The sequence below is a fragment of the Streptomyces sp. NPDC059994 genome (genome assembly GCF_042737755.1).
GTDB lineage: Bacteria > Actinomycetota > Actinomycetes > Streptomycetales > Streptomycetaceae > Streptomyces.
The window spans coordinates 50,669-74,258 of the sequence record NZ_JBHWUR010000006.1; the positions used below are offsets into that span (position 1 = coordinate 50,669).

The following is a 23,590-nucleotide window of genomic DNA, read 5'->3' on the forward strand; positions in this document are numbered from 1 at the left end:
GAGGAAGCATGGCTCGTGTACGGCGCAGGACAACTGCGGAACCGGCGGCGTCCGCGGAGGCGCACGCCGTACCCACCAGTGTCTACTGGGGGTTGTTCGCCGCCTGGGCGGTCAACGATGTGGAGGAACTGCTCACCATGGCCCCCTGGTCCCGCTCCGCCGGACCGCGCCTGAAGGCCCGCTTCCCCCGCGTCCCGGACGCGGTGTGGAACCGGATGGAAGTCACCCAGCCGCAGGTGAACACCGCGATCGGCCTGATGGCCCTGGTGATGGCAGCCGCCGCGGCGGACGGTGCCCGCACCCGGGGCCACAGCGCCTTCTTCCGCACCGTCCTGACCGGCTTCGGCCTCCACGGCGTGGTGCACCTCGCCCAGTCGGCCGCCTATCGCGGCCTGACCCCGGGCGTCGCGACCTCCCCAACCGTGGTCATCCCCTACAGCGTGTGGGCACTGTCCCACCTGCGTCGCGCGGGCCTCCCACCCGCCTCCCCGGCCCTCGGCCTCGCCCTGTTCCCCGTGGCGGCGGGCACGGTGCACACACTGGCGCGGCGCCTGACTCGGACGACGAAGCAGGCAACGCAGGCGTGAACCCCCGGGACCCGCAGCACAGTGCCCCGCAGCACAGTGCCCCGCGGCCGGGCCCCGCGGCCCGACGGCCTGCGGAGCATCGGTGAACTCGCCGAGCACGCCGGCGTCACCGTCAAGACAGTCCGCTTCTACTCCGACCGCGGGCTGCTGCCGGAGGCAGCCCGCAGCTCGGGCGGGCACCGCCGGTACGGTCCGGCCGCGCTGGACCGGCTGCGGCTGATCCGCTCGCTGCGCGCGCTGGACCTGCCGCTGCCCGAGGTAGAGCGGATCCTCGCCGAGGACGACGGTACGGGCGGGCAGGCACTGGAGGCGGCCGTAGCGGGGCAGCTGCCGCTCGACCGGCTGGCCGCCGGGGCCTGCCGACCGGACCGCCGGACAGCCGTGATCTCAAGGCGGCGCCGGGGAGCTGACACCCGTCCCCCGGGGCCGCGGAGCATGCCCGATCCAGCACATTGGCCCCCTGCTGGACAGCCGAGGCGTCACGGGCTGCGCGGGCAGCGGGTACCGTGGGGGGCACCGATCTCATGAGCCTCCTGACGGGCTGCGTGAACCCAGGAGGAACAACATGACGACGAACCGCGGACGCAAGGACGTGATCCGGGACCGGATGACCACGACCGGCGAGTCGTACAACGTCGCCGCCCGCAATCTGAAGGCGATGAAGGACATGGGCTTCACCAGCGAGGCCGTCCGCACGCAGCGCTGGCGGCCCGCGGACTCGCTGGACCTGCCGTGCCCCTGCGGCGGGACGTGCGAGCCCGGCGAGAAGTGCGATCACTGCCACGCCCGGTACCGGCACGTGGCACGCGCCCCCGGCAGCCTCACGGACGTGGAGGTCTGGGCGGACCGGTACGACTGCACCGGCTGCTCCTCCTCCTACACACTTGCCGTCACCCTCCCCGGCCGCCCGTGGGGCATCGCCGAGACGGTCATTCAGGGCGCCGCCGCCGATCCGGTCGTCCGGGCCCGAGTGTTCCCCGGCGTCGTGCACCCGCTGCTGCGCCCCGGGGCACCCGAGCAGGACTGACGCGGGCCGCTATGACCTGGCCCTTGCTCTCTACCCCACGGCGGCGAGGAGCCGCGCCGCGACGGCCGGGCGGTCCAGACCGGCCGTTACGGTCGGCCGAGCAGTCTCAGATCATGAACGGCCAGTCCACCGACAACATCGTGCTGGAGAACGGTCCAGAACCCGAAATCGCGGAGTGTTGACAACGCGGACTGTCCGACGGCGGTTTGCGCGACCGCATTGTTGGTTAGGGTGGTGGCAAGTAGCGACTGATGCTGATGCCCTTGGCCAGGGCGATGGACAGGCTGGCGAGTTCGGGGCTGCGCAGGCTGACGGCTCCCGCGCGGGCCAGGGCACACGACGGGGGGCTCGTGGGTGGGGAGTTGGCGTCGGCGGAAGCCGAGAGCCACGTCGGCCGACGTCAGTGGCGTTGGATCGCTCGTGGTCCCAGGGGGACCGCGACACAAGCCACTGCTGCGCATGGCAGACCAGCAGGTCGCCGAAAGCAGGCCGGGCAGTTTTCAAGAGGGCCTGGAACAGGGGGAACAGGAAGCCCTTGATTCACGGCTGCCCACCGGTCGGGTGAAGGGCCGCACCCTCACCCTGCTTCAAGAAGTCACGATCCGGAGCACCATCTGCCGATCACGTCCGGCTACCACAGGCCGACCCAACGCGGTGGGCTTATGACCGGCCGGCCGGCGCCCGCGGTGCTGCCCCCATCGCTGCGCGCATGGCTCGGGCTGATCGCGGCGCTCGCCACGCTGGTGGTCGTCGTGCTCGGGGTCCTGTACGCCGGCCACGACAAGCCCGGCATGGTGGACCGGTGGATCATCCAGCCGACGGCGGACAGCGTGCGACCGCCGTGGCGGCGCGTCGCTCTGGCCATGGACTTCTTGGGGGAGCCAGCCGGAGCGGCGACGCTGGTCGTGGCCACCGTGACAGGCTGCCTGCTGCTTCGGCGTCCTCGCGCAGCGGTGCTCGTCGTTGCCGGACTCGGCGTGACCGTGGGGACGGCGACGCTGCTCAAGCACCTGGTGGGACGCACCATCCACGGCGGCAATCTGTCCTACCCGAGCGGGCACACCGCCTTCGCCACCGCGCTCGCCCTCGTGGTGGCGCTGCTCGCGACCGGCCGACTCGGCCTCGACGGGACGGCCGGCACGTTACTCGTGCTCGTCGCGGCACTGGTTGCCGGCGCCGCCATGGGCTGGGCGCAGGTCGCCCTGGGCGCGCACTACCCGACCGACGTCCTCGGCGGCTGGTGCACCGCGCTGGCGGTGATACCGGCGACCGCGTGGCTGGTCGACCGGATGGCCGACCGGCTGGCTGACCGGATGGGCGACGCCGGTCGGCGGGAGCGTCGCTGACGTCACGTCATGCCAAGCGGCGGAAGACGGGCTTCACCGGCCGCCCGGCCAGCCAGGGGGTGGGGTCGGCGGCGTCCAGTGCCTTCCGGTACACCGCACATGCCTGGGCCACCACATGGATGGTGCGGTCGATATCGGCGTCGCTGAGCGCGCTGCTCACCACGAACGACGGGGCCAGGACTCCGCCTGCGAGGAGCCGGCGCAGGAACAGGGTGCGGTACTGCTGCGATGGCTGCCCGTTCTCGTCGAGGGTGGCGAAGACCAGGTTGCTGGCCCGGCCCCGGACGACGATGTGGTCGCCGACGCCCATGCTGGCCGCGGCGTCGCGGACCCCGGCGGCCAACCGCTCGCCGAGGGCGTGCAGCCGCGCGGTGATGCCCTCCTCGGCGTAGGTGGTGAGTACGGCCATCGCGGCTGCCAGGGAGTGTGTTTCCGCACCGTGCGTGCTGGACAGCAGGAACACCCGGTCGCCGGAGTGACGCAGCCCGCCCAGCTCCATCAGATCGCGGCGCCCGGCCAGCGCGGAGACGGCGAATCCGTTGCCCAGCGCCTTGCCGAACGTGGAGAGGTCGGGGACGACGCCGTACAGGCCCTGGGCGCCCGCCTCGGACCAGCGGAAGCCGGTGATCATCTCATCGAAGACCAGTACGCAGCCGTGCCGGTCGGCCAGCTCGCGCAGGCCCGCGAGGTACCCGGGAGTGGGGTCTCCCCTGCCCGAACGAAGTTGAGAGCTTGGGGAAGGCTCGGTGTGGTTGGCAGGTTCGAGGATCAGGCAGGCGATCTCGTCCTGGTACCGGGCGAGCAGCTCCTCCGTGGCGGCCAGGTCCCCGTAAGGGAACGCCACGGTGAGCTCGGTGGTCGCCGCCGGAACACCGGCGGACATCGGCGTGGTGCCGATGAACCAGTCGTCGACGGAGAAGAAAGGATGGTCGGCGCAGATGGCAACCCGCGGGCGCCCGGTGGCGGCGCGGGCGAGGCGCACCGCGGCGGTGGTGGCGTCGGAGCCGTTCTTCGCGAACTTCACCATGTCGGCGGTCGGCACCGTGGCCAGGAAGAGTTCCGCGGCTTCGACCTCCACGATGGACGGGCGGACGAAGTTGCTGCCGCGGTCGAGTTCCCGCCGCACCGCCTCGATCACGCGTGGGTGGGCGTGGCCGAGGCTGACCGATCGCAGGCCGGAGCCGTACTCGACATAGCGGTTGCCGTCGACGTCCCACACGTGGGCACCGCGGCCGTGGCTGATGACCGGGGCCAGGTTCTCGGGGTACTGGTCGTCGCCCTTGGCGTAGGTGTGCGCGCCCCCGGGGATCATCGCGTGCAACCGCTCGTTCGCCAGCCGCGACCGGGGCAGGAGGAACTCTTCGGTGTCTTCGGCGTCCACGCGGACCTCACCTCTCCATTTGCTTCAGGACCTCGGCGAGGCTCGGCGCCTCCCGGTCCCGCTGGGACATCGATGTGACCGGCAGCGGCCAGGCAATGGCGAGCTCCGGGTCATCGAAGGCGATCGTCACGTCCTCGGCCGGATTGTGCGGGCGGTCGATCCGGTACGAGGTGTCAGCGGTCTCGGTCAGCGCCTGGAAGCCGTGCGCACACCCCGCCGGGATGTACAGGGTCACCTGCGTCTCGCCGGACAGTTCGAAGAAGGCCCGGTTGCGGTAGGTCGGCGAGTCGGGCCGCAGGTCCACGATGACGTCGAAGACCCTCCCGTACGAGCACCGCACGAGCTTGGCCTCGCCCGCACCCGAGCGCAGGTGCAGGCCGCGCAGTACGCCCCGGGCCGAGCGGGACAGGCTGTCCTGGATGAAGGTGTCCGGGTCGAGGCCCACCGAGCGGACCACGTCGGCGTCGAAGGTGCGGCAGAAGAAGCCGCGCTCGTCGGCGTACGGCGTCGGCTCGAAGAGGTACGCGCCGGCGATCTCCGGGACTTCGGTCGCTTTCAAGGAGTCTCCCGCAGGGCGTGGGCGTGGTCGGTCGCCGGGAACAGGACCGCGGTCAAGGCGGTGAACTGGTGCTCAAGTCGCCGGGCGGCGGCCAGGTTCCGCTCGGTGAGGGTCCGCCGCAGCTCGGCCGACCGCTTCTCCAGCGCCCGGAACTGCCCGAGCAGCCGGTCGGCGTCGACCTCGCGCGCCGGGTGGCAGTACGCGCCAAGGCCCATCTGGGCCATGAGCGCATCACTCTTGGCCGCATAGCAGAGGGCGAGCACCGGAGTGCCGGTCTTCAGCGCGCAGATCAGGTTGTGGTAGCGGATCGCCACCACGGTGTCGGCAGCCGCCATCTCCTTCATCAGGTCGGCCAGCGAGGACGGCTCGGCAGCGGTGACCAGCGGCGAGTCCACCGCGTCGAGGATCGCGGCGACCACCGGCGCATCGCACTCGTCGCCGGTGAGCAGCCGGACCGGCCTGCCCTCCTGGACCAGCGTTCGGACGAACCGGATCGTCCCGTCGAGGTAGCGCCGGTATATCTCCTCGGCCCGGGCGCGGTCGTCGTTGCCGCCGTGGAAGTCCATGACACCGACACAGACCGGGCCCGCCGGGCCCGAGGGCGTGCTCGCCGACGGCGTCGGCAGGGAGAAGGCGAGGTCGGGGTAGACCTCGTCACGCGCGGTGTCCACGCCCATCGCCCGCATCGCGTCGCGGGACTGGGCGTCCCGGTACGACCGGTACGCGGCCAGCCGCGCCGACCAGCGCACCAGGGCCCGGGTCGGCCGGTTGCCGATCTCGGCGGCGCCGACGCTGACCAGCGCGACCCGTGTGCGCAGCAGCCGGCCGCTCGCGCAGAGCAGGAACAGCGAGTACGGGAAGCCCCACGGCCGCAGCGGCAACGTGGCCTCCAGGACGCCCATGCCCGGCACGATCACCACGTCGTGCCGGCGCACCCAGGCGGCGGTACGGAAGACGTCGACGAGTTTGCCCAGACCCTTCGCCGCGATCGCGCCCGCCCGCGACGCGGTCCGGTACTCACCGCGGTACCAGTGCAGGCGCGTCGCGGGGATCCCGTAGCGGGCCGTGACGGCCTCGGGTCCGCCGCACAGCGCGTCCACGACCGCCTCAGGGTGCTCGGCGCGGAGGTACCCGAGTACGGCCTGGAGCGACCCGTCGTTGCCGAGGTTGCCGGAGCCGAGCAGGCCGAACACCCCGACGCGCGCCGGTGCCTTGTCCGTGGACGTCACGGCTGCCTCCCCTCACGGCCGGCGACGAGGGCGTCGACGGAGACAGTGAGCCCGCCCGGGCCGACCGGGGCGCGGTCCTCGACCCGCTCGCCCGCGCCCGGCCGGACCCGGCTGGTCATCCACGCGGCCAGGTGGCGGTAGCACGCGCGCCGTTCGGCCGGGGACAACGGCGCCCGCCGGATCGCCGAGGCGAAGCCCCAGACGTACTCGGCGAGCAGTCGGGGCGTCGGGTGCAGCGGCCCGGCCCGGCGCGGGTCCAGGTTGACGCACCGGGAACGCTTGGAAGGGTTCGCCCGCTCGGCGCGGTTGGGATGGTCGCGGCGGAAGTACAGCAGCTCGGGCACCTGGTGGAAGGGCCCGTGCAGAGTGATCTCGGCGACGAACGTGCGGTCCGCGTGGTGGTAGCTGTCGAGCGGCTTCACCCGGCGCAGCGTGTCGGCCCGCATCACCCCGTAGAAGTCGTCGCCACCCGGCTCGAACAGCAGACTCCGGAAGCGCTCCGGCGCGTGCGGCGAGTCGGTGGCGAGCCCGTACTCGTAGGGGACCTTCACCTGGCCGTCTCCGTCGATGACCGCCTGGCCGGTGTGCGCGAGGATCACGTCGGGCCGCTCGTCCAGTGCCTGAACGCAGCGTCGCAGCAGGTCGCGGCCGTAGAGGTCGTCGTGCGAGGCCCACTTGAACAGCTCGCCGCGGCACTCGTCGAACACATGGTTGTGGTTCGGCGTGGCGCCGATGTTTTGGGGCAACCGGAGGTACCGGATGCGCGAGTCCTCGGCTGCGTACTGGCGGCAGATGTCCTGGGTCCCGTCGGTCGAGGCGTTGTCGGAGATGACCAGCTCGAAGTCCTCGTAGGTCTGGCCGAGCAGGGCGTCGAGCGACTCGGCCAGGTATTCCTCGCCGTTGAACACGGGCAGGCCGATGCTCAGCCTGGGTTGGGCGGTCATGAGGTCCTCACTTCGGGGATGGAGTTGAGGTGGCGCTCGCGCAGGGCGGACCGCAGGTGCAGCCACCACACGGCCGAGCCGCTGACGGTCGCGGCGGCGACGCCCCAGGCCGAGCCGACCGTGCCGGCGACGGCCGCCCCGCCGAGCCCGCCGCTGACATAGCAGGCGGAGGCGAACAGTTGGGAGCGCAGGCTGCGCCGGGCCGCGCCGAGCGCGCGCAGCCCGGCCGCCGCGCCGGTGCCGAGGCCGGCGCCCGTGACGGCGAGGGTGACCGGCACGATGAGCTGCGAGGCGGAGTGCCAGACGCCGCCGAGCACGAACTGGCCGAGCCGGTCCGGCATCAGCAGCAGCGCCCCGCCCCAGAGCAGCGCGGCGGCGGCCTGCCCGCCACCCAGCAGGAGGCAGAACCTGCCAAGGCGGTGCGGGGCCTGCCGCAGCACCCGTGCCGCCTCCGGGACGGTGACCAGCGAAAGACCCATCAGCACGGCGAGGAACGGGCCGAGCAGGAGCTCGGCGCCCCGCACCGCACCCACCGCGCCGACCCCGACGATCGCGCCGAGCCCGTACGCCCGCAGCTGGCTCGCGCCACTGAGGCTGACGTTCTCGACCAGGTACCGGTAGCCGAGATCGCGCTGCTCACGAAGCCACCCGCGCGCCTCGGTCAACCGGGGCCGGATGCCGGACTGGATGTAGCCGTACCCCGCCGCCACCGTGGCGGACGCGCCCCAGGCGAGCACGAAGGCGGCCACGCTGCCCACGCGGGCCGCCACCATCAGGGCCGGTACGAGCGCCACACCCCACACGACGTCATTGACGAACGCCTTCCGCCCGGTGCCGGCGGCGAAGAACGAGAACCGCCAGGCGTCCTGCAGCAACAGCCCAGGCATCGTGAGACCAAGTGCGGCGAACGCGAGCCCCACGCGGCCGCCGAGGCCGAGCCCGACCACCAGACACACCGCGCCAATGGCTGCGCCGACACCGAGTGCGGTACCCGACGACCGGGCCACCGCCCCGCGCCAGGACGCGTCCGGCACGCCGCTGAAGCGCACCACGAGGGGATCGGTGGCCAGCCCGCGGGAGACGTTGAGCACCACGCCGTAGGTCACCCAGGCGAGGCTGAACACGCCGAACGCGGTCACCCCCAGGGAGCGGGCCACATAGACGCCCACCACGAAGTTGCTCACGCTGGAGGCCGCCTGGTCGGCCAGTCCCCAGGACAGGCGGCCGACGAGGGCCCGCTTGGCGGTCCGCCGGGCTACTCCGGGCGCGTCTGCCGGTGTCGTCGTCCTCTCCCCCTCGGTGGTCATCGGCGTCATGCCTTGATCAGCCCGGCGCCGTGCAGGGCGCCGGCCGCGGCGGCGACGGCGCTGAACGACAGCCCGGACCGCTCGGCGACGTCCAGCAGACTGTGCTCGCCGTCGGAGAGATTGAGCACCCAGAGCATGGCCATCTCGGCCTGCTTGGTGTCGCTGCGGCCGCCGAGCGCGTCGTACAACCCACGTCGGCCCAGCTGTGGTTCGCCGTAGGGGCTGAGGTTGACGTACCGCCGGTTGCGGTCCAGGACGGCGAATGCCTCGCGGCAGACGGCGAGCGTGTCCGCCATCGCCTCCGGGGAGACGAAGTCCAGGTTGTCCGCCGAGGTGTGGTACTCGGGGTAGCCGGCGTACGGGGTCCGGCTGAGCGAGCCCACGCCGAGGTCGAACCCGGGCGAGCAGAACTGCCGCTCGTCATAGCCGTACGGAGTGAACTCAGCGACGCGGTGCGGGCGTTCGGATGCGAGCAGCACGTGCCGCATCACCCGGTCGATCTCCGCGTCGCCGCGCCTGCTCTGTTTGTACGTCAGCTGCCCCGAGTCGCCCGCGCAGGCCAGCACAAGCCCGTGCTTCACCCTCCCCCGGGCTCTCGGCTCCGCTTGAGCAGGGGATACCCCATTCACCCGCTCCGCGTTGCGGGCCAGCCAGGTGATCGCCCCGATGGTGCCGGGCGCGAACAGGAACCGGTAGGTGTAGTACGGCGTCTGCTCCGCCAGCGCCCGGGCCAGGAACGTCGCCACCGCGATGCCGGCCAGGTTGTCGTTGGCCAGCGACGGGTGGCAGACGTGGCAGGAGACGATCACCTCGTCTGGGACCTGCCCGGGGATCACGTGCTCGGCGTAGGTGAGGTGGCCGTCTGAGAGCGTGGAGTCGATGCGCACCTCGTACTCGCCGTCCGGCAGCGCGTCCAAGGTCTCCTGGGCCAGGCAGAACCCCCAGTCCGGCTTGTAGTAGCTGGTGCGGTACGGCACCCAGGCCGGGTGGTCCGGCAGGGTGTGCAGGTGTCCGCGCAGCTCGGCCAGCGGCATGGTCGCCGACACCGGCACGCTGTAGCCGAGCACGTGCAGGCTGGACGCCGCGAAGTCGACGACCCGGTTGCCGGTGGTGTCGGCGATGTATGCGTCCCGGATGTTCCACTCCTGCGGCACCGTCCAGTCGAGCACCTGGGTCCCGGTGGGCACCTCGTGCACCTGCAGCGGAACGTACTCGCCGACGATGTCCAGGGTGGCGCGCACCCCGTCGCCGGTGATGCTCCGGCACAGCGGGTACAAACGCTCCACCAGCGCGTGCATCTCCGCGCCGACCGGGGTCATCGGCGCCACCGCAAGGTGTCGTCGACGGCACCGGCCTCGGACGCCGCGCGCAGCACGGCCAGCCGGGTGAAGCGCCGCTCGAAGTCCTCCCGGGTCAGCCCGTGTTTGCGGTAGGCGTCGGCGAGTTCGAGCGCGCCCTGCTTCACCGTCCACTCGCAGTCGAAGCCGGGCACCGCGGCGCGGAACCGCGAGAAGTCCACCCGGTACGACCGGGGATCGGCGCCGGTCTCCCCGGTGATCACCACCCGCGAGCCGGACACCGCCTCGGCGACCTGCTCGGCGATCTCGGCGACCGTGACGTTGTTGATCTCGCTGCCGATGTTGAACGCCCGGTCGTGCACCGCTTCCCGCGGCGCGGTCAGCGCGGCCGCGAAGGCCCGTGCGATGTCGGCGGCGTGCACCAGCGGGCGCCAGGGGGTGCCGTCGGAGAGCACAAGCACCTCGCCGGACAGGAGCGCGTGGCCCACCAGGTTGTTCAGCACGATGTCGGCGCGCAGCCGGGGTGAGTAGCCGAAGGCGGTGGCGTTGCGCATGAACACCGGGCTGAAGTCGCCGTCGGCAAGCTCATGCAGGTCGTCCTCCACCCGCACCTTGGACTCCGCGTACGGCGTCACCGGGCGCAGCGGGGCGTCCTCGGTGACCAAGTTCGACAAGTCCGGGTCGCCGGCGGCGCCGTAGACCGAGCACGTTGACGCGTACAGGAAGCGCTGCACCCCGGCCTCGCGGGCCAGCCGGGCGAGGCGCACCGACGCGTGGTGGTTGATGTCGTAGGTGAGCTCCGGCGCCAGCGATCCCAGCGGGTCGTTGGACAGCGCGGCCAGATGGATCACGGCGTCCACCCCGGCCACGTGTTCGGCCGTGACGTCGCGCAGGTCCACCCGCCGCCCCGGCGGGTCCGCGGGCGGCGGGCCGAGCACGCAGTCGGCGAACAGGCCGGCGTCAAGGCCGACGACCTCGTGCCCGGCGGCCGTGAGTACCGGGGCCATCACGGTGCCCAGGTAGCCCTGGTGTCCGGTCAGTAGTACGCGCAAGGTTCATTCCCCCAGGTTGAGCGTGAGTTTGGTGACGGCGAACGCCTCGGCGTATCGCTCGTGGCATTCGATGCCGCGGATTCGTGCAAGGCCGAGGAAGGCCTCCCGGTCGTACCAGGGCCGGTGCCGCTGCGAGGGGTAGTGCTCCTGCAGCAGCCGCACCTTTTGTTCGGCGATCTCCGGCGACAGTGGCTGGTACGCCGCCGGACGGCCGAGATCGCCGTCCCATTTGACGATCTCGTAGCCGAGTACCAGGTGGTCGCGGAACGCGGTGGGCATCAGCTTCGCCAGGCCGCGGTGGTCCTGGTGCGCGTCGTCGGTGCGCGGGGCCAGGATCAGATCCGGGTCGGTCTGCGCGCGCAGTTCCTCGACCGCGGCCTTGGCCTCGTCCCAGTGCACGGGCAGCCGGCCGTCCGGCAGTTTGTGCACGGTCAGCCGCAGGTCGGCGCCCGGGCAGAAGGCGGCGAGCGCGGCCTGCTCCTCCTGCTCACGCTCGCTGCCACCGCCGGAGAGCACCAGCGCGTCGATACGGATACCCGGCCGCGCGAGGCACAGCGTCAGCAGCGTGCCGCCGGCGCCGATGGCGATGTCGTCGCAGTGCGCGCCCACCGCGACGATCCGGTCCAGGCGCCCGGCCCCGAGCCGGATCACGCGCTAGCCCCCGCGCCGTCCCGCTCCCACACGGCCCACGGGCGGTCGCCCCTGGCGTAGGCGTCGTCGAGCGCGGCCCGCTCCTTCACGGTGTCGGTCGGCTTCCAGAAGCCGCGGTGCTGGTGCGCCACCAGCCGCCCACGCTTGGCCAGTTGCCCGCATCCGTCGGCCACCAGGTCACCGCCCTCCGGGATGTGGTCGAAGACCTCCTGGCGGAGCACGAAGTAGCCGCCGTTCTCCCACAGCGGCATGTCGCTCACCGCGGTGATACCCCCCACCAGGCCGTCATCGCCCAGGTCCACGCAGTGGAACGAGGACTGCGGCGGCACCACCATCATCGACGCGCCCGCGTCGCGCCGGGCGAACTTGTCGATCATCTCCGGCAGTGGGGCGTCGGTGAGCACGTCGGCGTAGTTGGCGAGGAACATCTCGTCGCCGTCCAAGTGGTGCCGCACCCGGCGCAGCCGTTCCCCGATCGGCGACGCGATTCCGGTCTGCGCGAACGTGATCGTCCAGTCGGCTATGTCGGTGGACAGCAGCTCGGTCCGCCCGCCCCGCAGCACGAAGTCGTTGGACGTCGTCTCCTCGTAGTTGAGGAAGAAGTCCTTGATGTGGTGAGCGCCGTACCCGAGGCACAGGATGAACTCCGTGTGCCCGAAGTACGCGTAGTAGCGCATGACGTGCCAGATCAGCGGCCGCGGGCCGACCATCGCCATCGGCTTGGGCACGTCGTCGGACGTTCCGTTGCGCATACGCAGCCCGTAACCGCCGCAGAACAGTACGACCTTCATCGCTTGACCTCGACAATGCTCAGTTCCGGTATCGGGAAGACCAGCCGGCCGCCCCAGTCGTGCACGAAGGACAACTGCTCGACCAGCTCGGCCCGCAGGTTCCACGGGAGGACGAGGACGTAGTCCGGTCTGTCGGCGGCTATCCGCTCGGGCGGCAGGATCGGGATGCGGGTGCCCGGGGTGAACCTGCCGTGCTTGTAGGGGTTGCGGTCGACCGTGTACGGGAGCAGGTCGGGCCGGATGCCGCAGTGGTTGAGCAGGGTGTTGCCCTTGCCCGGGGCGCCGTAGCCGACGACCGTCTCGCCGCGCTCGGCCGCCTCGATGAGGAACCGCAGCAGGTCCCTGCGCACCTTGGCCACCCGGGCGGAGAACTCGGTGTACCCGGACAGCTCCTGCAGCCCGGCGGCCTTCTCCCGGTCCAGCACATCGCTCACACGCCGGGACGGCTCACCGGCCACCTCGGCCGGCCGGGCCCACAGCCGGATGGAGCCGCCGTGCGTGGGCAGCAACTCGACGTCCACGAGCGTGAGTCCGCCGCTCGCGAGCGCCCGGGTCGCGGAGGCGACCGTGTAGTACTGGAAGTGCTCGTGGTAGATCGTGTCGTACTGGTTCTCCTCGATCAGGGTCAGCAGGTGCTGCACCTCGATGGAGACCCAGCCGTCGTCGGCGACCAGGGCGCGCAGCCCCTGGGTGAACCCGACCACGTCGGGGATGTGCGCGTAGACGTTGTTGGCCACGACCAGGTCCGCCGGGCCGTGCTCGGCTCGGACGGCCGAGCCGGTGGCCGGGTCCAGGAACTTCGTGAGCGTGGGCACACCCGCGTCCCGCGCCGCGGCGCCGACGTTCACCGACGGCTCGATGCCGAGGCAGCGGATCCCGCGGTCCACCACGTGCCTCAGCAGGTACCCGTCGTTGCTCGCGACCTCGACCACGAAGGCGTCGGTGCCGAGACCCACCCGCTGTACGGCGTCGGCGACGAACGTGCGCGCGTGCTCCACCCAGGAGGTCGAGTAGGAGGAGAAGTACGCGTACTGCGTGAACGTCTCCTCCGGCGTGATCAGCGGAGGGATCTGCGCGAGCCAGCAGTCGGTGCAGACCCGCAGGTGCAGCGGGTACGCCGGCTCCGGCTGGTCCAGTTGGTCCGCGGCGAGAAAGCTCTCGCACGGCGGGGTCGCTCCAAGATCGACGACGCTCGCCAGCGCCGCCGAGCCGCAGAGTCGGCATCGTGTCATTTACTGCCCCCCATTGATTCCCTCCCCACCGGCGGCGGGCTGTCCCCGCCGCCGGACCGACCCGCGATCGCGGTGCGGTACTCATCCACCAGGCGCTCCAGCCCGACGGCCGGGCTGAAAGCCTGCTCGTAACGGCGCCGGGCCGCCTGGCCCATCTCCCGGTTGGGGGCGCGCTCGGCCGTGATCCGTCGCAGGCAGGACGCGAGCGAGGCGGGCTCGCCCGGCCGGTGCAGCAGCCCGGTCACCCCGTCCTCGACGAGTTCGACGAAGGCGCCGTGACCGGCGGCGACGGCCGGGACCCCCGCCGCCATCGCCTCCACGACCACCAGGCCGAACGCCTCCAGCCACGTCGAGGGAGCCACCACGGCGACCGATTGCGCGATGGCCTGCCCGCATTGGGCCGGGTCGTACAGGCCGACGTACCGCACGTCGTCCCGGCCCGCCGCCCAGGCGGTCACCTCTCGCTCCAGTGGCCCCGCGCCGGCGACCACGAGCGGCACGCCCACACCGCCGTCCGCGGCGATCTCGTCCCACGCGGCCATGAGCAGCCGCACGCCCTTGGCCTCCGCGAGCCGGCCGAGGTAGAGCAGATGCTCGCCGGCGCCCGATCGGCGGGCGCCCGGTTCGGGCACGAAATTGTGCTTCACCGCCAGCCGCTCGGGTGGCATGCCCGCCCGCACCAGGACGTCGCGCTGCGCCGCGGAGATGCAGAAGAACCGCTCCACGCCGGACCACCACCGCCGCCGGTTGACCGACAGGCTGACCGCGAGCGGCACCGTCGCCAGCCGGGAGCTCCGGTAGCAGCCGTGCCGGACGGCGGGCAGCGGCGCCGACCCGACGCACTCGGTGCACGGCCGGCCGTCCCGCTGCAGTGTGCCGGGCGGGCAGACCTGGGTGTAGTTGTGCAGCGTGGCGACGGCGGGCACGCCGGCGTCGGCGCAGGCGGCCAGCACCGCGGGCGACAGGAGCGGGAAGACGTTGTGGACGTGGACCACGTCCGGCCGTTCGGTGCGGAGCCGTGCGGCGAGCTCCGAGCGGACCGCCGGGTTCCACGGCACAAGCAGTGGCACCGCGGCCTTGGCAAGCAGGGACCGGGCGGCGATGTCGTCGCTGCGCCGCTCGAACACCTCGACCCGGTGTCCGGCCGCGCGCAGCAGCTCCACCTCCTGGTCGACGACCTTGTTCTCCCCGCTCGGCTGCGCCGAGGAGTAGCGGTTGTGCACCACGAGGACGTGCATGCTCAGGTCACCTCCGATCTCTGGGCCCATCGCGGGACGCGTCGTCGGGGGACTGCGGGCGTCGAGAGGGGAGTGGCCGCGGCAGGTGCCGCCAACAGCGAGGCGGCCACGGCCAGATGCAGCAGATAGGGCGAGGCGTCGCCCAGCCCTGCCTCGGTGTACGACGCGATCGCGCAGTAGCTGATCAGGAAGATCGCGCAGGCCCTCGACAGCGACGGTGGCCGCAGCAACGCGACGCCGCCCAGCACGATGATGATCGCCGCCACCAGGCCGACGCCGGTCAGACCCTGCTCGTTGTAAACGGCCAGCCAGCTGTTGTCGATCGGCAGCCCGCCGAACGACTTGTCGCCCAGGCCCACGCCGAACATCTCCTCCGCGGTCGTGCGGGGCGCTGCCAGCAGGGCGTCCCAGACCTTGGCCCGACCGGTGAGGTTGGAGAAGTTCTCCTGGCTCTGTCCGCGCAGGAACCACGCCTGTAGCGCCGAGGCGAACCCCACCGCGGCCACCACGGCGCACAGCACCGCCCAGGTGAAGAACCGGCGGGCTGCGGCGCTGGTCAGGACGAGCGAGCCGATCGCCAACGTCAGCCCGATGAACAGGCCGAGCGTGGCGGTGCGGGTATGGGTCAACGCGAGCAGGATCAGTGACGGCACGATGACCACCGCCGCGCCCGCCCGGTCGGTCCGGCGGCCCAGTACGAGCAGCACGGTGAGCCCGATGATCACCGCGGCGTACTGTCCGATCTGCGGCGGGGTGAGCGGCCACAAAGCGCCGACCAGGCGCCCGCCGTAGAGCTCGGGCATGGCCGCGCCCGGTGAGACGACCAGGCCGGCGGCCACCGAACCGAGCACCGCGAAGTACATCCGGATGTGGTGCCGGACCAACGTCAGGCCGCCGTCCCACCAGCGGCTGAGCAGCCACAGCGTGCCGACGAAGAGAGCCAGCCGGGCGCACCGGAACAGCGCCCCGAACCCGGACTCCAGGTGCGCGCTGGAGATCACGCTCGGCACCAGCAGCAGGGTGAGCAGGAACAAGAAGGCCCCGGCTTGGATGCGCAACCGGAGATTGAGCGCCAGCGCCAGCGCGAACGCGGCGACCAGCGCGCCCATGGTGACCAGCTGGATGAGGGAGCGGGGCAGCGGGATGATGGTCTTCGCCCCGGCGGAGCCGAGCGTGTTGAGGATCAGCAACCCCCAGACGATCCCGACGATCCTCGGTGTGCCGGCCGGGCGCGGTTCGGCGCCGGGCTGCGTGCCCGCCGTATCCGGTCCGCCCGGCAGCCCACCGCGCATCAGGTTCCCGCGCATCTCAACCACCGGCCTGTGGGGCGAAGGTGCTGCCCGCGTCCTGCTGGTACGGCGTGCCCTGCCACTGCCCGGAGTCGAGCACCCGGCTCGGGTCGTGGGCGACGAATTTCCATGGTCCGGTGTAGACGTTGTCGTGCCAGCGGTTGTGCTGCTTGAGGGTGATCGCCTCAGCGACCCGCTCGCCCTGGTACGGCGACCAGTCCGGATAGGTGCCGTAGTTGGCCAGCACCGCCATGCGGTCGCACTTGACCGTGCAGTCGACGACCGAGGTGTCCAGCACGAAGCGGTTGTTGTGGATGTCCACCCGCTGGGTCTTCCACCGGCAGTCGGTGTAGAGCGGTGCGGTGGTGATCGCCGGCCGCGCGCAGCGGTCGGAGTGCGGCACCAGCAACGTGCAGTCGCCGGACGAGGTGTTGGCCGGGCTGTTGCAGAACCGGTCGGCGTTCTCCCACAGGGTGATTCCGGACCAGTTGTTCTCCAGCACGTTCCGGTCGATCTCGATCTTGTCCGTGCGGGCTCGGATCCGTGGTTCGCCGCCGGACTCGGACAGATAGATGGTCGGATACGGGAAGGTGTCGCCGCGGTCGGCGTACTTGCGGCCCTGGACCCAGTTGTTCCGCAGGATGGTGTTGTTCCGGATGACCGCGTTGTAGCTGGTCTCGTAGATCAGCGCGGCACCGTCGTTGGCTTCGAGCACGTTGTCCTCGACGCGGAAGTCGTTGTTGTTGGTGTCCGCCCATAACCCGGCTCCGCGGTTGTCGTGCACCCAGTTGCCGCGTATGTCGGCGCCGTTGACGGCCCAGAACTTGACGCCTCCGGTGCAGCCGCAGCCCGGCTTGCGCCGCTCCCAGTCGTCGGTGTTGTTGGCCACGATCTCGTTGCCCTCGATCACCAGGCCGCTGATGGGGTCGCCGTCCTTGTACGCGTTCATGCCGTACTGGCCGTTGCCGCGCAGGCAGCTGGCGCGTACCTGCTGGCGGGCCCCGGCCATCAGCCCGGCGCCGGAGTTGTGCTGGATCGTCGCGTGCTCGATCACCCACCCGTCGGCCGAATCATGGTTGACCACGCCCTCGTTCTGCGGCGCGACGAATCCCTGCACGCTCAGGTAGCGGATGGTGACGTTGCGAGCGGTGCCGCCGAACGCGTACTGGTTGGTCTTGCGGCCGTCGAGCACCGCGCCTGGCGCGCCGAGGTAGATGTTCCCCTCCTTGGGGATGACCTGGGCGTAGCGGTCCGGTTCGAGCGTGTGCTTGCCCGGTCGAAGCCAGAACGTGGTGTTCGGGGGGCTGCTCTTGGTCTTCGCAGCCAGGTCACCGGCCACCGCGGGGTCGACCGTCACCGCGCCCGCCGGTGCCTTCGACGGCCCGGCCGCGGGCTTGGCGCACACCCTGGCAACGGATCGGGCTGCGGACGTGGATGGCGCGGCCTTCGGCTCCGCCCCGGCGTCCGGCGTGCTCTTACAGCCGGTCGCCGCCAGCAGGGCCAGCGCCAGCGGTGCCGCCGCCGACGCCCAGTGCCGCCTCTTGATCCCCACGCGCCCCCCTAGCCGCGGAACCTGAGCACGGTGGTGAACCCCTGCGTGCCGTCGGCGAAGCCGGTGCCGACCAGCGTGGTGGTGGGTTCCCTGCGCCCGAAGCCGGCGGAGTACCAGCCCAGCGGCGGGTCACTCTCGCCGCGATGTGCCCGCCAGGACAGCTGCCCGGGCAGGTCGAGCACGGCGGAGCGGTCATCGCCGTCCCGGGTCCAGGTGAGCACCGCCTGGTTCCCCGCCAGGTCCGCGGCGATCGCCGGGCCGAGGTGGAACGCCAGGTGCACCGCCCGGCGCGGGCCGCGCACCTCGTCAACCACCCGCAGCTCCTTGGCTGCGGCGGTCAGCTCCACCCGGCGGCGGTGCACGGAGGGCTGGTAGCCGTCGTGCTCGGCGCACCAGCGGGCCACACCCTCCTCGGATGGGTCCGCGACCAGGACGCGGCTGCGGGCATGCCGGGTCCACAGGAACGGTCCGCCGGAGACGGACTGGTCACCGCCGTCCAGTCGCAGGGTGTTGTGGCCGAGGGTCGACCGGAAGTACTTCCGCCACTCGGGCTGCCCGTGGTAGCAGTACGTCCCCGGGTCGGCGAGCACGTCGATCCCGTCGTGCCGGACCTCCACGGACAGCGCGTCCGCGTGGGCATGCGCGGCGATGGACAGGAAACCGTGCGGACCACCGTCGCAGCGGCACCAGATCTCTTCCGGACCGCGCAGGATGGTCATGCCCGCGTCGGCGAAGTGGCCTGGTCGGCTTGGAGGGCGGGTCACGGCCGGTGCGGTTTCGTCTTTCGAGTACGGCCGGATGAGCGCGGCCAGCAGCGGGGTGCGCACATCGGTGGCGGTCACGTCCGGCCACCAGGCGAGCCGGCCGAACACGGCGTCCCCGGTCGCCAGGAGCGAGGCCCAGCGGTCGGTGCCCGCGCCGTCCACGACCAGACCGTGGCCGTCGTCCGCGTCCCCCTGGCGCGGCGGCCGCAGCCGGCTGTCCACGATGGCCGCGAGCGCGTCGGTCATCCGCAGCAGCACCAGCCGGATGGACGCGGGGACCGGCACGTCGGCGGCATCCGCCTCGGCCACCGCGGCCAGACCGAGCTCCAGCACCAGTCCGTGGTACTCGGTGGCCAGTTCGCGGTTGAGGCCGGAGGCGAAGGTGTTGCCGCGCAGGTGCCGCTCCAGCGACCGCAGCGCGCCGGCCCGCCAACGCGCCGAGGAGGGGAACCACCCGAACGCGCAGGCCGCGGCGAACTGCCCGGCGGCCTCGGCGATGACGTGGTTGTTCGCCGAAGACCCCCGGCTGGGGAAGGCGGCCAGCCAGCGCTGGTGGTGCCAGATCTGGTTTCGCGCCACCGGGTTGTCCTCGAACAGCCCGGCCGCGCCCGGCCAGCCGTCGAGCAGCCGACGGATCCACACCCAGGAAAGCAGCCGGATGCCCAGCTCGATGCCGCTGATCCAGTGCACGCCGCGCAGCGGTGCGTTGGCCGCCCACCACAACCGCAGGTGCTGGGCCACTCGCTCGGCGTACCGCTCGTTCCCGGTGATCGCGTAGGCGGCGGCGAGCACGGTGAGGTACTGATGCCGGGACAGCTCCCAGATCTGCTTGATGTCCCCGACCGCGTCCTCGTTGCGGTACGGCACGTCGAAGGCGTAGCCCCACGGAGCCCGGCGCCCGGTCTTCGGGTCGCACCACCAGTCCGGGTCGGCGAGGTCGTGGCGGTCCACCCCGAAATACTCGGCGTGCCCTTCCATCAGCCGGTCCGCGGCCGCGATGAGACGTTTCGCGGCGTCCGGTGGCACTGCGGCGATCGTCCCGGCGGGCAGTACCGCGGTGAACCGGGCGCCGGTCACGCGCGGGCAGTTCGGCCGCGCCGACCGCCACCGCCGCCTGCGCACCGCGTCGCCCGCCCGGCCGCCGACCTCCCGTGGTCCCATCCGGGACAGCCGCCGTAAGTACCAGCCCGCGCTCATGGTCATCGCGCTCTCGCCAACGTCACGGGTGCGCCGCCGACCAGGCCGGACTGCACGGCGAGGGTGGCCGCCGTGGTGGCGACCAGCGACTCCAGCGGCACCGGCATCGGCCCGCCGGTCCGCACGGCCTTGATGAACGCGGCCAGCTCGGCGTTCTGGCCCTTGTCCCGGGCCTTGGGCAGCCGTGAGCTGACCCATTTCTTGCTGCCGTACACCGAGGCACGGACGAAGTCGTCGAGCCGCAGCACCTTGCCGTCCGCGATGAGGTCCAGCGTCTCCTTGGGGAAGCCGGTCGCGCCGGTGGTGACGTAGCTGATGGTGGCGGTGGACCCGTCCGGATAGCGCAGCACGACCTGCAGGTCCTCGTTGCCGGACGCGGCGACCGCGTACACCGATACCGGGTCGGCCCCGAGCAGCCAGCTCGCCGTGTCGATGAAGTGCCCGCCCTCGCCGGCGAACCGCGAGCCCTCGGTGCCTTGGTGGAGGTACCAGCTGCCGTGCTGCAGCCGGCCCGCGTTGACGAGGTAGCGGAGGCTCGCCGGACCGGTCCGGGCGCCGAACCGCTTCCTGGCCTCCTGCAGCAGCGGTGCGTACCGGCGGTTGAAGCCCACCTGCAGCCGGTCGTTGCCGGACTCCTCCACCGCCGCGAGCACGCCGGCCAGCTCGTCCTCGGTGAGCGCCAGCGGCTTCTCCACGAACACCGCCTTGCCGGCGAGGAGCGCTCTCCGGGTCAGTTCGGCGTGCGAGCTGTGCCGGGTGACGACGAACACCGCGTCGATGGACGTGTCGCCGAGCACGGCGTCGAGATCGGTGGTGGCCCCGGCGAAGCCGAACTTCCGCTTCGCGTTGGCCGCGGACAGCGCCGTCGTGGTGACGACCGTGGACAACTCGACGCCGTCGCGCTGGGCCAGGTGCGGCAGCAGCATCGACGTCGCGTAGTTTCCCGCGCCGACGAACGCCAGCCGCACCGGCGCCTTGGCGGACCGGGCCGGGGCGGATGCTCGGCCGCCGCGTCGCACCGCGGGCACGGCCACCGCCGGGGCCTCCGCATCCCCCGCTTCCTCTTTCTGCTCGGGGTACCGGAACAGCACAGCCACGGCCTTCAGGTCGCCGTCCTTCAGGCGCTGGTACGTCTCGACGGCGTCATCGAAGTCGGCGATGTGGGAGACCAGGGGCTCCACGTCGACGCGGCGGCGGGCGAGGAGATCGAGGAAGCACGCCAGGTTGCGGCGCTCGGTCCAGCGCACGTAGCCGATCGGGTAGTCCCGCCCCTCCAGCTCGTACTCCGGGTCGTAGCGCCCGGGGCCGTAACTGCGCGAGAACCGGACGTCGAGCTCCTTCTCGTAGTACGCGTTCCACGGCAGGTCCAGGCGGCACTTGCCGATGTCGACGACCCGGCCGCGGTCCCGGCAGAGCCGGGCGGCCAGCTCGACGGGCTGGTTGCTGCCGCCGCCGGCGGCCAGATACACCTGGTCCACGCCGTGACCGCCGGTGAGCTCGGCGACGGTGGCTTCCACGGCCGTGGACGCGGGATCGCCGCAGGCCGCAGCGCCCAGGCGCTCGGCGAGCTCGCAGCGCACCGGGTCGGGGTCGGCCCCGACGACGCGGACTCCCGAGGCGGCGAGCAGCTGGACCACCAGCTGTCCGATCAGCCCGAGGCCGATGACCAGCGCCACGTCGCCGAGTTGTGACTCGCCGCGGCGGACGCCCTGCAACGCGATCGATCCGACGGTGCCGAAGGCCGCGTGCCGCGGCGCGAGGCCGTCCGGCACCCGGGCGTAGAGGTTCTTCGGTACCCAGTTCAGCTCGGCGTGCAGCGCGTGCTCATTGCCGGCGCAGGCCACGAGGTCGCCGACCTTCACATCGTCGATCCCGGTGCCGACCTGCTCGACCACCCCGCACAGCGAGTAGCCCAGCGGCGTGTAGGAGTCCAGCTTGCCCATCACCTTGCGGTAGGTGGCGGGCACCCCGTTGGTGGCCACGCTCTGCATGACCTTGGCCACCTGGTCCGGCCGGGAGCGGGCCTTGCCCAGCATCGACATCCCGGCCTCGGACACCTTCATGAGCTCGGTCCCGGTGGATATCAGCGAGTAGGCGCTGCGGACCAGCACACCGCCCGGCTTGCACCCCGGCACCGGCACATCGAGCACCGCCAACTCGCCACTCTTGTAGTTCTGCACAACTTGTTTCACCCGAGCTCCTCTTGTTTCAACGCGTCAGGCCGCCCGGCTCTGGCCGGAGCCAGAGGTCGCGCCGCGATACCAGTACTCCAGGGTCAGCACATGCCACAGATGCTTGGAGAAGTCCCGCTGCCCGGCGGCGTCCTCGGCGACCATGCGCGCCAGCGCGTCGCGGCGCAGGAGCCCGGAATTGACGAGCACGCCGTCGTTGACCACCTCGCGCACCAGCGGTGCCAGATCCCGGCTCATCCAGGCGCGCAACGGGGCGCTGAACAGGCCCTTGGGCCGGTACACGATCTCCCGGGGGAGGATCGAGGTGGCCGCCTCCTTGAGGACGGCCTTGCCCTGCCGTCCGACGATCTTGCGATCACCGGGCACGGCGAACGCCGCCTTGACCACCTCGACGTCCACGTACGGCACCCGCACCTCGGTCGACGCGGCCATGCTCGACCGGTCCGTGTACGTGAGGTTCAGACCCGGCAGGAACATCCGGGCGTCGCCCAGGCACATGCGGTTGACGAAGTCGTCGAGGTCGTTGTCCTGATAGATGTCCGCGTGCTCGGTCAGCACGTCCTCGACCGTCCCGGCCAAGTCCGGATGGACCAGGGCGAGCAGCTCGTCCTGGTCGTACATGGTGTAGCTGCGCCGGAACGCGGTCTCCTCCGGCAGATCGGCGAAGGAGAGGAACCGCTTCGCGAAGCGCACCGACCGGTACCCCCGGCGGGAGGTGGCGACCGGCAGCCGGTCCACGGCCCTGGACAGACCGCGCCGAAGGGGGCGCGGAATGCGCTGGTAGCGCAGCGCGAGCAGGTTGGCCAGGTGCTTGCGGTAACCGGCGAACAGCTCGTCGGCGCCCATCCCGGAGAGCATCACCTTGACCCCGGCCTCCCGGGCGGCCGAGCAGATCAGGAAGGTGTTGATCGCGGCGGGGTCGCCGATCGGCTCGTCCAGGTGGTACGTCATCTCCGGCAGCAGGTCGAGCACATTCGGAGCGATCTCGATCTCATGCAGGTCGACGCCGAACTGCTCGGCCACCTGCCGGGCATAGCGCAGGTCGTCCGGCATCGCCTCGAACTTGGCGTCCTCGGCGCGGAACCCGATCGTATATGCGGAGATCCCGGGTCGGTCGCGGGCCGCCAGCGCGGTCAGGTAGCTGGAGTCAAGACCGCCGGAGAGGAAGGTCGCCACGGGTACGTCGGAGAGCAGATGGCGCCGAGTCGACTCCTCGACGATGGCGGCCACATCCGGCTGCTCGCCGCTCAGAGCCTGCTCCCGGGCCTCGGCGGCGACGTCACGGAGGTTCCAGAACCGGCCGCGCTCCACCCGGCCGTCGGGCCGGCACCTCAGCCAGCTCCCCGGCGGCAGCTTCTCCGCTTCGCGGAACGCGCAGCGCGAGTCCGGCACCCAGTAGTACAGCAGCGAGGCCACCAGCGCCGCATGGTCCACCTGCAGCGACCCGCCGGTCACGGCGGCGAGCGCCTTGAGTTCGGAGGCGAAGACCAGGCCCGTACCGCGCCGGAGCAGGAACAGCGGCTTGATGCCGAGCTGGTCGCGGGCGAGCGCCAGTTCACCGGTTCGCTCGTCGAAGATCGCGAACGCGAACATGCCGCGCAGCCGGGGCAGGCAGTCCGTGCCCCAGCGCCGCCAGGCCTCAAGCAGCACCTCGGTGTCGGAGGTACCGCGGAAGCGCACCCCGGCGGCTGCCAGTTCGGCACGCAGTTCGGGCGCGTTGTACAGCTCGCCGTTGTACGTCAGGGCGAGGCCGCCCGAGACCATCGGCTGGGCGCCGGTCTCGGACAGGTCGATGATGGCCAGCCGGCGGTGCCCGAGGTGCACTTCGCCGTCACCGGCGGAATGGTTGTACCGGCCCGCCCCGTCCGGACCGCGGTGGGCGAGGGTGTCGGTGAGCCGGTCGGTCACGGCCTTCCCGTCCGGCCATTGGTAAGTGCCTGCGATGCCACACATG

19 protein-coding genes and 1 pseudogene are annotated in these 23,590 nt (G+C 71.6%); 4 read left to right on the top strand and 16 right to left on the bottom strand.

Features of this window, described 5'->3' with window-relative positions; genetic code table 11:
* Positions 1-8 precede the first annotated feature (8 nt).
* The 4 genes and pseudogenes from ACFWA7_RS05465 (at position 9) to ACFWA7_RS05480 (ending at position 2,960) form a co-directional block, all read left to right on the top strand.
* On the top strand, positions 9-587 hold the full coding sequence (locus ACFWA7_RS05465) for an HXXEE domain-containing protein (RefSeq protein WP_385821139.1): 579 nt from the start codon (positions 9-11) through the stop codon (positions 585-587).
* 36 nt (positions 588-623) lie between these two features.
* A pseudogene (locus tag ACFWA7_RS05470) lies at positions 624-917 on the top strand (MerR family transcriptional regulator); the annotation flags it as partial.
* A 235-nt stretch (positions 918-1,152) separates the two neighbouring features.
* A complete protein-coding gene (locus tag ACFWA7_RS05475; RefSeq protein ID WP_385534460.1) occupies positions 1,153-1,614 on the top strand; it encodes a hypothetical protein in 462 nt (153 codons plus the stop codon).
* A 662-nt stretch (positions 1,615-2,276) separates the two neighbouring features.
* Positions 2,277-2,960, top strand: a complete 684-nt coding sequence (locus ACFWA7_RS05480; RefSeq protein ID WP_385821141.1) for a phosphatase PAP2 family protein — start codon at positions 2,277-2,279, stop codon at positions 2,958-2,960.
* Positions 2,961-2,967: 7 nt separating this feature from the next.
* Here the strand turns inward: ACFWA7_RS05480 and ACFWA7_RS05485 are convergent, their stop codons facing one another.
* Genes ACFWA7_RS05485 through asnB form a run of 16 tightly spaced genes read right to left on the bottom strand, consistent with a single transcriptional unit; the run spans position 2,968 to position 23,589 of the window.
* Positions 2,968-4,341: a glutamate-1-semialdehyde 2,1-aminomutase gene (locus ACFWA7_RS05485; protein ID WP_385534456.1), complete on the bottom strand. Its 1,374-nt coding sequence runs from the start codon at positions 4,339-4,341 to the stop codon at positions 2,968-2,970.
* Positions 4,342-4,348: 7 nt separating this feature from the next.
* Positions 4,349-4,900 carry a dTDP-4-dehydrorhamnose 3,5-epimerase gene (rfbC, locus tag ACFWA7_RS05490; RefSeq protein WP_385821143.1) on the bottom strand — a complete coding sequence of 184 codons (552 nt, stop codon included), beginning with the start codon at positions 4,898-4,900 and terminating at the stop codon, positions 4,349-4,351.
* Positions 4,897-6,129: a polysaccharide pyruvyl transferase family protein gene (locus ACFWA7_RS05495; protein ID WP_385534452.1), complete on the bottom strand. Its 1,233-nt coding sequence runs from the start codon at positions 6,127-6,129 to the stop codon at positions 4,897-4,899. Before ACFWA7_RS05495 ends, rfbC begins: the two co-directional genes overlap by 4 nt.
* Entirely contained in the window at positions 6,126-7,073 is a 948-nt protein-coding gene (locus ACFWA7_RS05500) for a glycosyltransferase family 2 protein (RefSeq protein WP_385534450.1), read from the bottom strand. Before ACFWA7_RS05500 ends, ACFWA7_RS05495 begins: the two co-directional genes overlap by 4 nt.
* On the bottom strand, positions 7,070-8,380 hold the full coding sequence (locus tag ACFWA7_RS05505; RefSeq protein ID WP_385821251.1) for a hypothetical protein: 1,311 nt from the start codon (positions 8,378-8,380) through the stop codon (positions 7,070-7,072). Before ACFWA7_RS05505 ends, ACFWA7_RS05500 begins: the two co-directional genes overlap by 4 nt.
* Positions 8,381-8,385: 5 nt before the next feature.
* The gene (locus tag ACFWA7_RS05510; RefSeq protein WP_385534446.1) at positions 8,386-9,708 is read right to left on the bottom strand and encodes a DUF4910 domain-containing protein; all 1,323 of its coding nucleotides are present in this window, start codon (positions 9,706-9,708) and stop codon (positions 8,386-8,388) included.
* Positions 9,696-10,730, bottom strand: a complete 1,035-nt coding sequence (locus ACFWA7_RS05515; protein ID WP_385821145.1) for an NAD-dependent epimerase/dehydratase family protein — start codon at positions 10,728-10,730, stop codon at positions 9,696-9,698. The genes ACFWA7_RS05510 and ACFWA7_RS05515 overlap by 13 nt, the downstream gene beginning before the upstream one ends.
* A 3-nt stretch (positions 10,731-10,733) precedes the next feature.
* Positions 10,734-11,381 carry a PIG-L deacetylase family protein gene (locus ACFWA7_RS05520; protein WP_385821147.1) on the bottom strand — a complete coding sequence of 216 codons (648 nt, stop codon included), beginning with the start codon at positions 11,379-11,381 and terminating at the stop codon, positions 10,734-10,736.
* A complete protein-coding gene (locus ACFWA7_RS05525) occupies positions 11,378-12,172 on the bottom strand; it encodes a glucose-1-phosphate cytidylyltransferase (protein ID WP_385534440.1) in 795 nt (264 codons plus the stop codon). Before ACFWA7_RS05525 ends, ACFWA7_RS05520 begins: the two co-directional genes overlap by 4 nt.
* Positions 12,169-13,404 carry a class I SAM-dependent methyltransferase gene (locus ACFWA7_RS05530; protein WP_385821149.1) on the bottom strand — a complete coding sequence of 412 codons (1,236 nt, stop codon included), beginning with the start codon at positions 13,402-13,404 and terminating at the stop codon, positions 12,169-12,171. The genes ACFWA7_RS05525 and ACFWA7_RS05530 overlap by 4 nt, the downstream gene beginning before the upstream one ends.
* Positions 13,401-14,642, bottom strand: coding sequence for a glycosyltransferase (locus tag ACFWA7_RS05535; RefSeq protein WP_385534436.1), 1,242 nt, complete (start codon positions 14,640-14,642; stop codon positions 13,401-13,403). The genes ACFWA7_RS05530 and ACFWA7_RS05535 overlap by 4 nt, the downstream gene beginning before the upstream one ends.
* Positions 14,643-14,644: 2 nt before the next feature.
* Positions 14,645-15,949 carry an O-antigen ligase domain-containing protein gene (locus ACFWA7_RS05540; protein ID WP_385534434.1) on the bottom strand — a complete coding sequence of 435 codons (1,305 nt, stop codon included), beginning with the start codon at positions 15,947-15,949 and terminating at the stop codon, positions 14,645-14,647.
* 1 nt (position 15,950) lies between these two features.
* Positions 15,951-17,483: a right-handed parallel beta-helix repeat-containing protein gene (locus ACFWA7_RS05545; RefSeq protein WP_385821151.1), complete on the bottom strand. Its 1,533-nt coding sequence runs from the start codon at positions 17,481-17,483 to the stop codon at positions 15,951-15,953.
* An 8-nt stretch (positions 17,484-17,491) separates the two neighbouring features.
* A complete protein-coding gene (locus tag ACFWA7_RS05550; RefSeq protein WP_385821153.1) occupies positions 17,492-19,450 on the bottom strand; it encodes an alginate lyase family protein in 1,959 nt (652 codons plus the stop codon).
* Positions 19,447-21,636, bottom strand: coding sequence for a bi-domain-containing oxidoreductase (locus tag ACFWA7_RS05555; protein ID WP_385821155.1), 2,190 nt, complete (start codon positions 21,634-21,636; stop codon positions 19,447-19,449). The genes ACFWA7_RS05550 and ACFWA7_RS05555 overlap by 4 nt, the downstream gene beginning before the upstream one ends.
* Before the next feature lie 24 nt (positions 21,637-21,660).
* Positions 21,661-23,589 (bottom strand): asparagine synthase (glutamine-hydrolyzing), encoded by a 1,929-nt coding sequence (gene asnB / locus ACFWA7_RS05560; RefSeq protein ID WP_385534426.1) that lies wholly within the window; start codon positions 23,587-23,589, stop codon positions 21,661-21,663.
* Between the last annotated feature and the right edge of the window lies 1 nt (position 23,590).

What these genes read in the sequence shown, in the direction of transcription:
- ACFWA7_RS05465 (WP_385821139.1), top strand. Translation starts at nt 9, where the DNA reads ATGGCTCGTGTACGGCGCAGGACAACTGCGGAACCGGCGGCGTCCGCG.
- ACFWA7_RS05475 (WP_385534460.1), top strand. Translation starts at nt 1,153, where the DNA reads ATGACGACGAACCGCGGACGCAAGGACGTGATCCGGGACCGGATGACC.
- ACFWA7_RS05480 (WP_385821141.1), top strand. Translation starts at nt 2,277, where the DNA reads ATGACCGGCCGGCCGGCGCCCGCGGTGCTGCCCCCATCGCTGCGCGCA.
- ACFWA7_RS05500 (WP_385534450.1), bottom strand. Translation starts at nt 7,073, where the DNA reads ATGACCGCCCAACCCAGGCTGAGCATCGGCCTGCCCGTGTTCAACGGC.
- ACFWA7_RS05505 (WP_385821251.1), bottom strand. Translation starts at nt 8,380, where the DNA reads ATGACCACCGAGGGGGAGAGGACGACGACACCGGCAGACGCGCCCGGA.
- ACFWA7_RS05525 (WP_385534440.1), bottom strand. Translation starts at nt 12,172, where the DNA reads ATGAAGGTCGTACTGTTCTGCGGCGGTTACGGGCTGCGTATGCGCAAC.
- ACFWA7_RS05530 (WP_385821149.1), bottom strand. Translation starts at nt 13,404, where the DNA reads ATGACACGATGCCGACTCTGCGGCTCGGCGGCGCTGGCGAGCGTCGTC.
- ACFWA7_RS05535 (WP_385534436.1), bottom strand. Translation starts at nt 14,642, where the DNA reads ATGCACGTCCTCGTGGTGCACAACCGCTACTCCTCGGCGCAGCCGAGC.
- ACFWA7_RS05540 (WP_385534434.1), bottom strand. Translation starts at nt 15,949, where the DNA reads ATGCGCGGGAACCTGATGCGCGGTGGGCTGCCGGGCGGACCGGATACG.
- ACFWA7_RS05550 (WP_385821153.1), bottom strand. Translation starts at nt 19,450, where the DNA reads ATGACCATGAGCGCGGGCTGGTACTTACGGCGGCTGTCCCGGATGGGA.
- asnB (WP_385534426.1), bottom strand. Translation starts at nt 23,589, where the DNA reads ATGTGTGGCATCGCAGGCACTTACCAATGGCCGGACGGGAAGGCCGTG.